This window comes from Ensifer sp. 38_S197 (assembly GCF_056924495.1).
This window is the reverse complement of record NZ_JBXOVZ010000002.1, coordinates 671,347-684,530: the sequence shown is the minus strand read 5'-3', so window position 1 is coordinate 684,530 and position 13,184 is coordinate 671,347. Positions and strand designations below refer to the sequence as shown.

14 protein-coding genes are annotated in these 13,184 nt (G+C 62.4%); 5 read left to right on the top strand and 9 right to left on the bottom strand.

Annotation, left to right across the window (positions count from 1 at the left end):
* Positions 1 to 63: 63 nt before the first annotated feature.
* The 5 genes from AC1Z3V_RS16565 to AC1Z3V_RS16545 form a co-directional block, all read right to left on the bottom strand.
* Positions 64 to 1,017 (bottom strand): ABC transporter substrate-binding protein, encoded by a 954-nt coding sequence (locus AC1Z3V_RS16565; protein WP_483500445.1) that lies wholly within the window; start codon positions 1,015 to 1,017, stop codon positions 64 to 66.
* A 142-nt stretch (positions 1,018 to 1,159) separates the two neighbouring features.
* On the bottom strand, positions 1,160 to 2,395 hold the full coding sequence (rlmN, locus tag AC1Z3V_RS16560) for a dual-specificity RNA methyltransferase RlmN (RefSeq protein WP_483500443.1): 1,236 nt from the start codon (positions 2,393 to 2,395) through the stop codon (positions 1,160 to 1,162).
* 286 nt (positions 2,396 to 2,681) lie between these two features.
* A complete protein-coding gene (locus tag AC1Z3V_RS16555; RefSeq protein WP_429814665.1) occupies positions 2,682 to 3,185 on the bottom strand; it encodes an invasion associated locus B family protein in 504 nt (167 codons plus the stop codon).
* A 397-nt stretch (positions 3,186 to 3,582) separates the two neighbouring features.
* Entirely contained in the window at positions 3,583 to 3,960 is a 378-nt protein-coding gene (locus AC1Z3V_RS16550) for a YkvA family protein (RefSeq protein ID WP_429814668.1), read from the bottom strand.
* A 48-nt stretch (positions 3,961 to 4,008) separates the two neighbouring features.
* Positions 4,009 to 4,326: a 4a-hydroxytetrahydrobiopterin dehydratase gene (locus AC1Z3V_RS16545; RefSeq protein ID WP_113535363.1), complete on the bottom strand. Its 318-nt coding sequence runs from the start codon at positions 4,324 to 4,326 to the stop codon at positions 4,009 to 4,011.
* A gap of 192 nt (positions 4,327 to 4,518) precedes the next feature.
* Here AC1Z3V_RS16545 and AC1Z3V_RS16540 point away from each other — a divergent pair, with 192 nt between their 5' ends.
* On the top strand, positions 4,519 to 4,995 hold the full coding sequence (locus AC1Z3V_RS16540) for a low molecular weight protein-tyrosine-phosphatase (protein ID WP_483500441.1): 477 nt from the start codon (positions 4,519 to 4,521) through the stop codon (positions 4,993 to 4,995).
* Here AC1Z3V_RS16540 and thpR read toward each other — a convergent pair.
* Together thpR and AC1Z3V_RS16530 are read right to left on the bottom strand one after the other, a co-directional pair.
* Positions 4,932 to 5,522: an RNA 2',3'-cyclic phosphodiesterase gene (gene thpR / locus AC1Z3V_RS16535; protein WP_429814674.1), complete on the bottom strand. Its 591-nt coding sequence runs from the start codon at positions 5,520 to 5,522 to the stop codon at positions 4,932 to 4,934. The genes AC1Z3V_RS16540 and thpR overlap by 64 nt on opposite strands.
* Before the next feature lie 114 nt (positions 5,523 to 5,636).
* On the bottom strand, positions 5,637 to 6,278 hold the full coding sequence (locus tag AC1Z3V_RS16530; RefSeq protein WP_483500439.1) for an arylesterase: 642 nt from the start codon (positions 6,276 to 6,278) through the stop codon (positions 5,637 to 5,639).
* Between the two features lie 65 nt (positions 6,279 to 6,343).
* Between AC1Z3V_RS16530 and AC1Z3V_RS16525 the strand changes: the two genes are divergently transcribed.
* The 4 genes from AC1Z3V_RS16525 to AC1Z3V_RS16510 all read left to right on the top strand — a co-directional run bounded on the left by AC1Z3V_RS16525 (position 6,344) and on the right by AC1Z3V_RS16510 (position 11,269).
* Entirely contained in the window at positions 6,344 to 7,069 is a 726-nt protein-coding gene (locus tag AC1Z3V_RS16525; protein WP_429814678.1) for an ABC transporter ATP-binding protein, read from the top strand.
* Positions 7,066 to 9,618 carry an ABC transporter permease gene (locus AC1Z3V_RS16520; protein ID WP_483500437.1) on the top strand — a complete coding sequence of 851 codons (2,553 nt, stop codon included), beginning with the start codon at positions 7,066 to 7,068 and terminating at the stop codon, positions 9,616 to 9,618. Before AC1Z3V_RS16525 ends, AC1Z3V_RS16520 begins: the two co-directional genes overlap by 4 nt.
* 224 nt (positions 9,619 to 9,842) lie before the next feature.
* The gene (locus AC1Z3V_RS16515; RefSeq protein ID WP_429814683.1) at positions 9,843 to 10,580 is read left to right on the top strand and encodes a Bax inhibitor-1/YccA family protein; all 738 of its coding nucleotides are present in this window, start codon (positions 9,843 to 9,845) and stop codon (positions 10,578 to 10,580) included.
* Positions 10,581 to 10,711: 131 nt separating this feature from the next.
* Positions 10,712 to 11,269: an N-acetyltransferase family protein gene (locus AC1Z3V_RS16510; protein ID WP_483504101.1), complete on the top strand. Its 558-nt coding sequence runs from the start codon at positions 10,712 to 10,714 to the stop codon at positions 11,267 to 11,269.
* Positions 11,270 to 11,491: 222 nt separating this feature from the next.
* Here AC1Z3V_RS16510 and AC1Z3V_RS16505 read toward each other — a convergent pair whose 3' ends face one another.
* Together AC1Z3V_RS16505 and AC1Z3V_RS16500 are read right to left on the bottom strand one after the other, a co-directional pair.
* Positions 11,492 to 11,896 (bottom strand): DUF2794 domain-containing protein, encoded by a 405-nt coding sequence (locus tag AC1Z3V_RS16505; protein WP_065374081.1) that lies wholly within the window; start codon positions 11,894 to 11,896, stop codon positions 11,492 to 11,494.
* Between the two features lie 310 nt (positions 11,897 to 12,206).
* On the bottom strand, positions 12,207 to 12,980 hold the full coding sequence (locus AC1Z3V_RS16500) for a DUF1223 domain-containing protein (protein ID WP_483500435.1): 774 nt from the start codon (positions 12,978 to 12,980) through the stop codon (positions 12,207 to 12,209).
* Between the last annotated feature and the right edge of the window lie 204 nt (positions 12,981 to 13,184).

Genomic DNA, 13,184 nt, shown 5'->3' with positions numbered 1-13,184 from the left:
CGCCCCCGTATGGAACGGGGGCGGGCAAAACGCAACAAACTTGAACCTGAAAAGCAGAAAGCCTTACTCAACGACGCGCGTTGCGCGCTTTACGACACTTGCCGGAAGGGTGACGCCCATCTTCTCGGCGGCCTTCTTGTTGATCACCAGGTCGGAACCGGCGGCGACCTTCACGGCGATGTCGCCCGGGTTTTCTCCCTTGAGGATGCGAACGACGACGTCGCCGGTCTGCTTGCCGACGTCATAGTAGTTGAAACCGAGGGCTGCGAGCGAGCCGCGGGCAACCGAATCCGTGTCGGCGGTGAAGAGCGGCAGCTTGGCTTCCTCGGCGACGGCGACGGCACCTTCGAGCGCCGAGATGATCGTGTTGTCGGTCGGAACGTAGATCGCATCGGCGCGGCCGACGAGGGCGCGGGCGGCACCCTGGACTTCGGCCGACTTCGTGGCAGCCGACTCGACGACGGTCAGGCCGGCCTTTTCGGCTTCCGCCTTGAGCACGGCGAGCACCGAAACGGAGTTGGCTTCACCGGAGTTGTAGAGGTAGCCGATCGACTTGGCGTTCGGCAGGATCTCCTTGATCAGCGCCACGTGCTCGGCGACCGGCGACATGTCCGAGAGGCCGGTGACGTTGCCGCCGGGCTTGTCCATGTCCTTGACGAGCTGGGCGCCGACCGGATCGGAAACGGCGGTGAAGACGACCGGGATGTCACGGGTCGAGGAGACGACGGCCTGGGCGGACGGGGTCGAGATCGGCACGATCACATTCGGGCCTTCGCCGGCGAACTGGCGGGCGATCTGCGCGGCGGTCGCCGGGTTGCCCTGGGCCGACTCGTAGATGAACTTGAGGTTTTCGCCTTCCTTGTAGCCGGCGGCGGCCAGCGCATCCTTCACGCCGTCGCGGGCGGCATCGAGCGCCGGGTGCTCGACGATCGCGGTCACGGCGACGGTCACCTCATCGGCACGGGCGGGCAAGGTGAATGCCACCGTAGCGGCAAGGGCGATGAGAAGTGAGCGCATGGGTTGTCCTCCTGAAATGATTTCCGCCTTCTTAGGAAACCGGTGACATGAAATCAATCGATAGGAACTGGATCATTCATCAAAGTTCTTCATCGATCCTCAAAGCTTGAGACCGTGGAACCTTGTACTGTCTCTCTCGATCTCAGTCTTCACCGTGATTGGCGATCATCATCGCCTCGAAGGCCAGGCGATCGACCTTGCGCATGCGCTCGGATTCGGACTTCAACTGGCCGCAGGCGGCGAGGATGTCGCGGCCGCGCGGCGTGCGGATCGGCGAGGCGTAGCCCGCCTGGTTGATGAAGTCAGCAAATTTCTCGATCTGCTCCCAGTCGGAACACTGGTAGTTGGTGCCTGGCCAGGGGTTGAACGGGATCAGGTTGATCTTCGCCGGAACGCCCTTCAGGAGCTTCACCAGTTCCTTGGCGTCTTCCAGGCTATCGTTGACATCCTTCAGCATCACATATTCGAAGGTGATGCGGCGGGCGTTCGAAAGTCCCGGATAGGCGCGGCAGGCCTCCATCAGCTCCTTTAGCGGATACTTCTTGTTGATCGGCACCAGCAGGTCGCGCAAGTCGTCTCGTACCGCATGCAGCGAGATCGCCAGCATGACGCCGATCTCTTCGCCGGTGCGGTAGATCTCCGGCACGATGCCCGAGGTCGAAAGCGTGATGCGGCGCTTGGAGAGCGACAGGCCCTCGCCGTCGGACGCGATCAGAAGCGCGGTCTTGACCTCAGCGAAATTGTAGAGCGGCTCGCCCATGCCCATCATGACGATGTTGGTGATCTTGCGGCCCTCGGCCGGCACGATCGCGCCCTGCGGCGTGTCGCGCTCCGGGAAATCGCCGAGGCGGTCGCGCGCGAGCAGCAACTGCGCCAGGATTTCCTCGGCCGTCAGGTTGCGCACCAGTTTCTGCGTGCCGGTGTGACAGAAGGAGCAGGTGAGCGTGCAGCCGACCTGGCTCGAAATGCAGAGCGTGCCGCGGCCTTCCTCGGGAATGTAGACGGTCTCGATCTCGACCGGGCGGCCAGCGCCGCGCGCCGGGAAGCGCAGCAGCCACTTGCGGGTGCCGTCGCCGGAGATCTGCTCCTCGACGATTTCCGGCCGGGCGATGGTGAAATGCTGCTTCAGCATCTCGCGCATGTCCTTCGACACGTTCGTCATATGGTCGAAGTCGGAGACGCCGCGCACATAGAGCCAATGCCAGAGCTGGCTGACGCGCATCTTGACCTGGCGCTCCGGCACGCCCTTTTCGACCAGCGCCTTTGCCATGTCCTCGCGCAGGAGGCCGATCAACGACGGCTTTTCCGCCTGGGGCGCTGTACGCACCTGCGGCGCCTTGACGATCTCCACCCGGTTCAGAATTTCAGTGGCTGCCATGCTCGTGATGTCCTGTCGTACGGCGTGAGGCCGTCCGGAGAGCGGGTCCGGAAATCGTCCTGATGCGCGAATTGAAATCGGTCGAGCCATCGAAAGCGGCCAATCGGGGCGCGGAGGCTCTCAAGTTGGGCCGCGCTTTAGCATTGTTTTGGCCAGGAGTCACGCGGCAGGCCCCGGAAACGCAGAAGGCCGGCTTCGCAGCCGGCCCTATGCCTGGGTTTTCGCCTTCAGATGTCACGCAGCCGTGTCGCAAGACCGCTGCACAGGTTTGCGCGACATGCCTGGATTACTTGCAGGCCTCGATCTGCTTCAGCGCAGCGGAGATGCCCGAGAGCGAATAGGAATAGGAGGTTGCCGTACCCTTGCGCGACTTGGCGTTGACCGACATGGCCTTGCCGTTCTTCATCGCGGCAACGAGCGCCGGTTCTTCCGCTGCGTTTTCGACCCAGGCGGAATTGCCCTTGGTGAACATCACGAAGGTGCGGCCGTCGATGACGACGTTGACCTTGGAGTTCTCCTGCAGCGGGTAGCCCATCATCGCCTGCGGTTCATAGCTGATGTTCTGGCCCGGGCGCTGGGATACGAGGAAGAAGATGTCGCCGTGGTCGACGCCGGCCGGGCTCTTTTCCTTCGGAACCGAGAGGACGTAGCAGACCTTGCCGCCGCCGGCGTTGTAGGAATAGGCGCCCCAGGCGTTGAACTGCTGGATGCGCGTCGGAGACTGGGCGGCAGCCATGCTGGCGGTTGCCAGAACGAATGCGATTGCGGTTGCGATCTTTCTTACAAACATGAGGTCCTGCCGCTTTTCTTGCTCTTCGATCACCCGAAACAGGTCAGACGGGCGACGCGTCGTCATCATTTGAATTTGTTTTGACTTAATTCAGGTTACCAAACCGTCAACGATGGTCGAAAACCGCGGGTTTAGCCCCGAAACGGAGCGATTTGCTCCATTGTCCGGCGCCGTTCGACCGGTGATTCGTACCATCGCCGAACCAAGGATCGATGTCGGATGCGCGGTACTTCGGAATGCTGTTCCGGACGGATTCCTGCCCCAAGTCATTGAATGACGCCGAACGCGCCAAAGCGCACGACCGGCCTCATTCGCATGTCTATGCCATAAAGAATCGGGCAAGAGTTTGACTTTTGGGCGGGAATAGGGCGCCACAACCCGGGAGGCCAATCTCCTTTCAATCTTGCGGAGTATCGGCAAGGGTTTCGTCAGCCTTGGTGTAGTGCGTTTCCTTGATCTGGCCGCTGATGGCGGCGAAGGCCGCGGTCAGCACCGCGACGTCGTCGGAAAAGCCGACCACGGCCAGCATGTCGGGGATGATGTCGATCGGCAGCACGAAATAAGCGAGTGCGGCAAGCAGGATGCCGCGGGTCCGTGTCGGCGTCTGCGGATCGATGGCGCAGTAATAGGCGGCGACAAGGTCGCGGCTGAAGGGGATCTGCCGCGCAGCCCGGCGGAAGGTTGGCCAGAAGCGCCGCTTCACACGCTTTTCCCTGCGCTCCTGCTCGGATTCCTCGCCAGGCAAGAGAATTTCACCGATCTTGACGTCGTCCATTATCCCGCTTCCGCTGCTACAGCGCTTTCAATATGGGAATTGTGTTCCCTATTTCAAATGATCGGGCATGCGGCCCGCCGCCGCCTTGTCCATCCGGGCCGCCAGCTTGAAGTCCAGCTCCGTCAACCCGCCGGCGTCGTGGGTCGTCAGGGTCACGTCGACGCGATTGTAGACGTTGAACCATTCCGGATGATGGTTGAGCTTCTCGGCAACGATCGCGCACTCGGTCATGAAGCCGAAGGCCTCGACGAAATTCTTGAAGCGAAAGGCCTTCCAGATCGAGTTGCCGTCCTCCGCCCTAACCCAGCCTTCCATCTTGTGCAGGTTTTCGGCAATCGTCGCTTCGTCGAGCTTTTCCGCAGTCATCGTCTCTCTCCCACACGTCGACCTGTTCGAAGGCCTACAGCGCCGCGCGTCTCATGAGGCGCGCAAAGGTCGCTGTAGCACTTTGATTTGCTGCATGTCTTCGTCCTCAAATCGAGGTCGATTTAAGGAGACATGCAGTAGCTGCCGCGTATAAATGCGCACCAATCTCCAGTCCTGTCGAACTTGAATAGCATGAAACCGGTCAGAGTTCTTTTCGTTTGTCTCGGCAATATCTGCCGGTCGCCCCTGGCCGAGGGCGTGCTGCGCGCGTTGGCGGAGCAAAAGGGATTGGCATCGGCGCTGCAGGTGGATTCGGCCGGAACCGGTGCCTGGCACATCGGCGATCCGCCCGACGGCCGCTCGATCCAGGCGGCGCGTCGGCACGGGATCGATATTTCGGCCTTGCGCGGGCGCCAGGTCCGGGCCGAGGATTTCAGGGATTTCGACCTGATCCTCGGCATGGACGAGAACAATGTCCGTACGCTGAAACGGCTGGCGCCTGAAGGCGCGGCAGGGAAAGTGCATCTTTTCCTGGACCATGCCTCAGGCCGCCGCCAGGACGTGCCGGATCCCTATTACGAAGGACCGGAAGCCTTCGAGGCGCTCTACCAGATGCTCGAGGCCGGATGCTCGTCGTTGCTCGTAAGGCTCGGCGCGCGCACCTCGTGAAGCGGGAAGACCTCCTCCGTGAGGTAAGGCCCGCCGCCGACCGAATCGCGCGATGACAGAAGCACGAAGCGCGACACGGTGAAGGGCGAGGTCATGAAGTTGCCGCGTCCGGAGAGGTATTCGACGACATCTTCGACGCGGCTGGAGCGCAGCCGGGCGAGCGTCACATGCGGTGTGAACTTGCGCGGATCCGGCTGCAGTCCGAGCCGCTGGCAGATGCGTTCGATCTCGGCCTGCAGCGCATACATTTCCGGCTGGTTGGTGACGCCGGCCCAGACCGAGTGCGGTTTCTTGGAGCCGAAGGCGCCGGTGCCGGTCAATTGAAGCTGGAATTCCGGTCTTTCGATCCGATCGAGCTTGTCGATGATCTCGTCGGCGGTGCGCCAGTCGACGTCACCAATGAAGCGCAAGGTGATATGGTAATTCTCCACATCTATCCAGCGAGCTCCGGGAAGTCCTCCGCGCAGCAACGAAAGACTCATTGCTGCATTGCGCGGAATTTCGAGGGCGGTGAATAGTCTCGGCATGGCGAGCTCCCCGAATCTCTTGCAGATGTCTCAGCGAATCACGCATCGAGTCTGCACGCAACTAGTATTTGACACTTACGAATATTAACGTTCTCTTAACTGTGGACGATGTCATCACTCCGTCTTATTCAGCGTTGCCAGAAAGCGTTCGACCACGGGCAATGCCTTCTCGACCATCACGCCGACGCCGTCGCCATTGGGATGAATGCCGTCTTCCAGCTTGAGCTTCGCCTCTGTCACTACGCCGTCGAGGAAGAACGGGTAGAGTTCCAGCCCATATTTTTCGGCAAGCTCCGGATAGATCGGGTTGAAGCGGGCGGCATAGTCCGCGCCCATGTTCGGCGGCGCCATCATGCCGGCGAGCAGCACCGCTATGCCTCGGTCCTTGAGCCGGGTGATCATCGCCTCGATGTTCTTGCGGGTGGCTTCCGGCGGAATGCCGCGCAGCGCGTCGTTGGCGCCGAGTTCGAGGATCACGCCCTTCGTGCCATCAGGCACGGACCAGTCGATGCGGGCAAGGCCGCCGGAGGAGGTGTCGCCGGAAACGCCGGCGTTCGCGATTGTCACGTCCAGGCCCTTTTCCTTCAGCGCCTTTTCGAGCCGAGCGGGGAAGGCGTCCTGCGGCGGGAGCTGATAGCCGGCCATCAGGCTGTCGCCGAACCCCACAAGGCTGATCGTCTCGGCGCGTGCTGTCGATGATAACGCAATTGTCATCATCAGTGCCAAGAAAACCCGTTGAAATCCTTTTAATGCCATGGGCCTGTTCCTAAATCCCGAATGCCGTTTCTGTTCCCCATTTCGTTCATATAGGGTTGTTTCCCTTGGCCAGCACCATCATCGAACTCAAAAACGCGGATCTGACCCTCGGGGAGGCGGCAGCCTCGGTGCACGTGCTGAAGGGCATGAACCTCACGATCAATGCCGGCCAGTCGGTCGGCATCGTCGGTCCGTCGGGTTCGGGAAAGTCGACCCTGTTGATGGTGCTTGCCGGGCTCGAACGGCTGGATAGCGGCGAGATCGTCATCGACGGCACGCCGTTGCACCGGCTCGACGAGGACAGGGTGGCGGACTTCCGCGGGCGCAACATCGGCATCGTCTTCCAGTCCTTCCACCTCATCCCCAACATGACCGCGCTCGAAAACGTCGCGGTGCCGCTCGAACTCGCCAATGTCCCGGGCGCCTTCGAGATCGCGCGCAAGGAACTCGTCGCCGTCGGCCTCGGCGAGCGGCTCAGCCACTATCCCGGCCAGCTTTCCGGCGGCGAGCAGCAACGCGTGGCGATCGCTCGCGCCTTGGCGCCTTCGCCGAAACTGCTGATCGCCGACGAACCCACCGGCAACCTCGACGCCGAGACCGGACGCCAGATCGCCGATCTGCTTTTCGCCGAACAGCGTGACCGCGGCATGACACTCGTTCTCGTGACGCATGACGCGGCTCTTGCCGCACGCTGTGCGCGGCAGGTCCGCGTCCGCTCCGGCGAAATTGTCGCCGGCGGCGAGGCGGAGCCGCTTGTGGCGACGCCGCGCCAGGAGGCGGCTTCGGCATGAACGGCGTGTCATCGGTTCGGTTGCGGCCGCTTCTTGCCCTTCGCCTGGCGCTGCGCGAAATGCGCGGCGGACTTCGAGGTTTCTACATATTCCTCGCCTGCATCGCGCTCGGCACCGCGGCCATTGCCGGCGTCAATTCGCTGTCGCAATCGATCACCGCGACGATCGCCACGCAGGGGCAGGAATTACTCGCCGGCGACATCCGCTTCGAACTCAACAACCGTGTGGCGACGGTGGACGAGCGGGCCTATCTCGACACGCTCGGCACTGTTGCGGTTTCCGCCGGCCTGCGCTCGATGGCGCGGCTGCCCGACGGTTCCAACCAGGCGCTGGTCGAACTGAAGGCGGTCGATGCCGCCTATCCGCTCTACGGCGCACTGGAAAGCGGGCCGAACCGCCCGCTGCATGAATTGTTGGCGCGCGATGGCGAGACCTTTGGCGCCATCGTGGCACCGCTGCTGCTCGACCGCCTGGGTGTGCAGGTCGGAGATGAAGTCCTTCTCGGCAACGCCAAAATCCGGATCACCGGCACGATCGTCCGCGAGCCGGACGCCTTGTCCGACGGCTTCGGCTTTGCGCCGCGCCTGATGGTCTCGGCCGAGGCGCTTGCGGCTACTGGCCTGGTGCAGACGGGAAGCCTTGTCGAGCATAGCTACAAGGTGAAGGTCGCCGATCCGGCACAGCTTCCGGCCATTCGTGCCGATGCCGAGAAGCGCTTTCCGGCGGCCGGCTGGTCGATCCGCACCAGCGCCAACGCCGCGCCGTCACTGACGGCGAACATCACCCGCTTCTCGCAGTTCCTGACCCTCGTCGGCCTGACGGCGCTGATCGTCGGCGGCGTCGGCGTTGCCAACGCGGTGCGCGCCTATCTCGATCAGAAGCGCAGTGTCATTGCGACCTTCAAGTGCCTGGGCGCTCCTGCCTCGCTGGTGGCGATGATCTATCTGGCACAGATCCTGATGATCGCCCTGATCGGCATCGCGATCGGCCTGATCCTCGGCATGCTGATCCCCTTTGTCGCGGCGCAATTCCTCGCCGACCTGCTGCCGATCTCGACCGAGTTTCATCTCTATCCGGGCGCCCTCGGTCTTGCCGCGCTCTTTGGCGTGCTGACGGCGCTGACCTTCGCCATCCTGCCGCTCGGGCGGGCGCGGGCCATTCCGGCAACCGCGCTCTTCCGCCAGCAGGGTTTCGACCCCTCGGGCTTTCCGGCATGGCCCTATTTGCTGGGCGCGGTCGCGTGTCTTGCCGCGCTGGCGGGGCTCGCGATCTGGACGGCCTACGACCGCTATATTTCGCTGGTGTTCCTCGGCGCGATCGCCTTCGCCTTCATTGTCCTGCGCGTCGTCGCGCTGTTGATCGCCTGGCTTGCGCGCCGCAGCCCGCGGGTCAACTCGCCGGCCCTGCGGCTGGCGATCGGCAACATTCACCGCCCTGGCGCGCTCACGCCTTCCGTCGTGTTGTCGCTCGGTCTCGGGCTGGCGCTGCTCGTGACGCTGGCGCTGATCGACGGCAATCTGCGCCGCGAACTCACCGGCAACATGGCGGAGCGGGCGCCGAACTTCTTCTTCGTCGATATCCAGGGCAGCGAGATCGAAGGCTTCCGCTCGGTGCTGAAGCGGACGATCCCGAAGGGCAAGGTCATCGAGGTGCCGATGCTGCGCGGCCGGATCGTCGCCTTCAACGGCGAGGACGTGAACAGCCGCAACGTGCCGCCCGGCGGCCAATGGGTATTGCGCGGCGACCGCGGCATCACCTATGCCAAGAACAAGCCCGAGAACTCGACACTGTCCGAGGGCACATGGTGGCCGGCCGACTATAGCGGCGAGCCCCTGGTCTCCTTCTCGGCGGAAGAGGCCGGCGAACTCGGCCTGAAGATCGGCGACACCGTGACCGTCAACGTGCTCGGCCGCAACATCACCGCCAAGATCGCCAATTTCCGCAATGTCGAGTGGGAATCGCTTTCGATCAACTTCGTCATGGTGTTTTCACCCAATACCTTTGCCGGTGCGCCGCATGCGTGGCTGGCAACGGTCATCGATCCGGAAGCGACGCCGGAAGAAGAGGCTGCGGTGCTGAAAGCCGTCACCAACGCCTATCCGACGATCACGAGCGTGCGTGTGAAGGATGCTCTCGACATCGTGAACGGGCTGCTTGGACAGTTGGCAACGGCGATCCGGGCTGCGGCCGCGGTGGCACTGGTCGCGTCCGTCCTGGTGCTTGCCGGTGCGCTTGCCGCCGGCAACCGGGCCCGTATCCATGATGCGGTCGTCCTGAAAACGCTGGGTGCGACACGCGCGACCCTCATCCGGGCCTCCAGCTACGAATATGCCATTCTCGGCCTTGCGACCGCGGTTTTTGCCCTGTTTGCCGGCGGTGTTGCCGCCTGGTTCGTCGTCAGCCGCATCATGACGCTGCCGTCAAGCTTCCTGCCGGATGTCGCCATCCTGACCGTCGCCGGGGCCCTGGTGATGACCGTTGGCATCGGTCTTGCCGGTACGTGGCGCATTCTCGGGCAGAAGGCGGCGCCGGTCCTGCGCGAGCTCTGAGTACGTGCAGTTAACCGTAAATCCCCGTCGGGCTTGCCGGAAACGGCCGGATGCGTTCGAATCCAGGGGCTTCGGGGCTTGTACGCAACCGGTTTCGGCATCATATTTATCCACAGGCATGCTGGAGCTCCGCAGCGGCGCCTGGGCGTGGAAGCCAGCCTTTCAGAGCGAGACCGTTCGCCGCCCGACACCGTAACTTCCACCGGAGCTTAAATGAGGAAACAATGGCTGATCTGAGAAACTACCAAACCCGAATGTCGCCCGCCGGCGCTCAGGCGGGTGCCGTGATCGATGAAGGCCTTCGTGCTTACATGCTGAAGGTCTACAACCTGATGGCCCTTGGGCTGGCGATCACCGGCGTGGCAGCTTACGGAACCTATGCGCTTGCCGTCTCCAATCCGGCATTCGCCCAACTCATCTACGGTTCGCCCCTGCGGTGGGTCGTGATGCTGGCGCCGCTGGCGATGGTCTTCTTCATGAGCTTCCGCATCAATTCGATGAGCGTCTCCGCAGCGCAGACGACGTTCTGGATCTACGCCGCCCTGATGGGCCTGTCGCTGTCGTCGATCTTCCTGGTCTTCACCGGCCAGAGCATCGTGCAGACGTTCTTCGTCACGGCCGCGTCGTTCGGCGCCCTGTCGCTTTACGGCTACACGACCAAGAAGGACCTGTCGGGCTTCGGCACGTTCCTGATCATGGGCCTCTTCGGCCTGATCATCGCGTCGATCGTCAACATCTTCCTTGTTTCGTCGGCTCTCGGCTTCGCGATCTCCGTGATCGGCGTGCTGATCTTCGCTGGCCTTACCGCCTATGATACGCAGAAGATCAAGGAAATGTACTACGAAGCCGACGACAGCACCGTTGCCGGCCGCAAGGCGATCATGGGCGCGCTGACGCTCTACCTCGACTTCATCAACCTGTTCATGTTCCTGCTGCAGTTCCTGGGCAACCGGAACAACTAAGCACGAAACGAATGACGGAAAAGGCGGCTTCGGCCGCCTTTTTTGTTGCCCACAGATGTTGTCATATGTTGATCGCGTCCCGGCTCCGTGGGAGTGAAGGACGACGAAACCTCGAGATGCAGTCTATCGCCATGTCCCTGAGTTTGCGTGACGCCACCTTGGCGGACCTTCCCGTCATCACCGGAATCTACCGCGAGTCCGTTCTGAACGGTGTCGCCACCTACGAGATCGTGCCCCCTTCGGAGGCGGAGATGCGAAGCCGCTTCGAGACGATTGTCGGCAACGGTTACCCCTATATGGTCGCATGCAACGGCAGCGGATCGATCGTCGGCTATGCCTACGCGTCCGCCTTCCGGACGCGCACGGCCTATCGCTTCCTGGTCGAGGATTCGATCTATCTGGCGCCGGAAGCGCGCGGCAAGGGCGCCGGCAGGGCGTTGCTCGCCGAACTGATTCGTCGTTGCACGCAACTCGGCTTTCGGCAGATGGTCGCGGTGATAGGCGGCGCCCATCCGGCCTCGATCGCGGTGCACCGCTCCCTCGGCTTCGAACTTCAGGGTACGATGAAGGCGACTGGCTTCAAGCACGGCCGCTGGCTCGATACGGCGATCATGCAGCTTGCGCTCGGCGAGGGGCAGGCGAGCGATCCACCGGAAGATGTCTATCCGGACACGCTCTATCAGAGCTGATTGCCACATGTCAGACGGCAGGCCCGGCGTGCGCTGATTGCAGTCCGTCTTGCGTTCAGGCCAAAGCCAGGCGCCGGCAGAAACCGCCGCGCATCGCACCGGGCTGCTGCTGCAGATCAGGTCTTGAAGCGCATCGCGATCTTTCGGGTCGCTCCTCGCGCTTTAAGATCTTGATATTTCGCATGTCGCGCAAGGCGGCCGCGCACATTTGCGCGGCATGCCTCAGGTTTCCACCAGCTTCAGCACCTTGTCGAACACCTTGAGCACTTGGGCGAGCTCGTGGCCGCGTTTCAGGATCGTGCCGTGAATGTTCAGCACGCTATAGGCGCCCTGTTTCGTCGACAGCTTCGGGTTCTTCTCGATCCGGTAGAGCGGCATCTCCCCCGATCGCTTGAACACCGAGAAGACCGCTCGGTCCTTCAGGTGATCGATGGCGTAGTCCCGCCACTCGCCCTCGCCGACCATGCGGCCGTAGACCCAGAGGATCTGGTCCAGCTCGCGGCGATGGAAAGTGATGGGGGGAGGGTTCTTGGCGTTCTTGTATTCGTGAAGATCGACAACCACTTCGGAAGTGGTCTCGCGCTGATGGCGCGCCTCGCCTTGCGGCAAATCCGGCTCATCGGTCATCGGCAATCCGGCCTTCTGTTGTGACAGAACGATAACAGTGTGCCTGACGTGAGCCGAAAAGCAAGCCGGAAGCCGTTGGACGATGAGGGCATTTCTTGCCTCTGCCCCATTTCAGTCAAATCGCCGCCCCAATTCACCGCAAAACTCGCGGGCGCTGACGGACAGAGTCGTTGCCACCGTATGTCCGGTCAGGTCGTCATGCTGCGGGAGTTCACCGAACGCAGCCATGGCCGGTTCGGTCCGGTAACTTCGAACCCTCAGCCCCAGCCCCTCGATGCTGCCGGGCCGAACCACCCCCTCGCGCTTCGCGCTAGAGTTTGCCCTGGGGGCCGGCGAGCACGGCGGCTGCGCCGACGATCGCGCCCGGCGTCTCCTTGTCCTTCATCGACTGCAAGAGAACGGCACAGCCACTATTGCCGGGGCGCTCGGTCAGGACCGTTGCAGGAAGGGTGAAGCTTGCCGGTTTTCCATCCCACATGCCGATCGTCTGAATGTCGCGCACGGCATGCCAGTAGGGGATTTCCTTGCCGCTGTTCTCGCCCTTCTCCATCCTCACGACTTTCGCACGGTCGAAATAGACGACGACGACGTTCGCCTTGCCGATGCCGCTACCGATGTTGATCTGGATCTCTTCGTCCTGGATCTTCGCATCGACGGGTACGGCAAGCCCCTTGCCTTCGGCCTTCATTGTTTCCAGCCGCGTCTTGATCGCCTGAAGGTTGCCGCCGTTGAGATGGTCACGGCCATTCAAAATGGCCTGGGGCGTATAGACGCCGTTGCGACCGAGCATGCGGGCATAGGCATATTGCCGCTCGGTATTTTCCTTGGAGGCGAGCGTGTCGGCCCAGCCGAGATAGTTCCAGTAGTCGACGTGATAGGCGAGCGCCACGACGTCGCCATCGTCGACCAGCGTCTTCAGCGCCGCATCCGCCGGCGGGCACGAAGAACAGCCCTGGCTGGTGAACAGTTCAACGACGCCTTTGATCACCTGTCCGTCCTGTGCCCCGGCCGGTGCACCAGCGGCTGTGAACAGCCCGAAAGCCAGTGCAAAAGGGCGAATGAGAGAACGGTCTGCGGATGTCATGGCGTCACTTCGTTGGGGCCGTCGGCCTACTCCTTGTGGGGGAGCTAATTACATACGCCGGCCAGGCATCAACGGAAAGTCACGTTGGAGTGAGGTCGCGGGTGAGTGCCACCTTGTAGCGGGCGTACCGGTATTTGCCGGCCGGAGAAGAAGGAGCCGGGGCGCCTTTCGGCGTCCCGGCTCCAATGTTTCACGGCATGTCGA

Coding starts and splice junctions, on each gene's coding strand:
- AC1Z3V_RS16565 (WP_483500445.1), bottom strand. CDS start 1,017: ATGCGCTCACTTCTCATCGCCCTTGCCGCTACGGTGGCATTCACCTTG.
- rlmN (WP_483500443.1), bottom strand. CDS start 2,395: ATGGCAGCCACTGAAATTCTGAACCGGGTGGAGATCGTCAAGGCGCCG.
- AC1Z3V_RS16555 (WP_429814665.1), bottom strand. CDS start 3,185: ATGTTTGTAAGAAAGATCGCAACCGCAATCGCATTCGTTCTGGCAACC.
- AC1Z3V_RS16550 (WP_429814668.1), bottom strand. CDS start 3,960: ATGGACGACGTCAAGATCGGTGAAATTCTCTTGCCTGGCGAGGAATCC.
- AC1Z3V_RS16545 (WP_113535363.1), bottom strand. CDS start 4,326: ATGACTGCGGAAAAGCTCGACGAAGCGACGATTGCCGAAAACCTGCAC.
- AC1Z3V_RS16540 (WP_483500441.1), top strand. CDS start 4,519: ATGAAACCGGTCAGAGTTCTTTTCGTTTGTCTCGGCAATATCTGCCGG.
- thpR (WP_429814674.1), bottom strand. CDS start 5,522: ATGCCGAGACTATTCACCGCCCTCGAAATTCCGCGCAATGCAGCAATG.
- AC1Z3V_RS16530 (WP_483500439.1), bottom strand. CDS start 6,278: ATGGCATTAAAAGGATTTCAACGGGTTTTCTTGGCACTGATGATGACA.
- AC1Z3V_RS16520 (WP_483500437.1), top strand. CDS start 7,066: ATGAACGGCGTGTCATCGGTTCGGTTGCGGCCGCTTCTTGCCCTTCGC.
- AC1Z3V_RS16515 (WP_429814683.1), top strand. CDS start 9,843: ATGGCTGATCTGAGAAACTACCAAACCCGAATGTCGCCCGCCGGCGCT.
- AC1Z3V_RS16510 (WP_483504101.1), top strand. CDS start 10,712: ATGTCCCTGAGTTTGCGTGACGCCACCTTGGCGGACCTTCCCGTCATC.
- AC1Z3V_RS16505 (WP_065374081.1), bottom strand. CDS start 11,896: ATGACCGATGAGCCGGATTTGCCGCAAGGCGAGGCGCGCCATCAGCGC.
- AC1Z3V_RS16500 (WP_483500435.1), bottom strand. CDS start 12,980: ATGACATCCGCAGACCGTTCTCTCATTCGCCCTTTTGCACTGGCTTTC.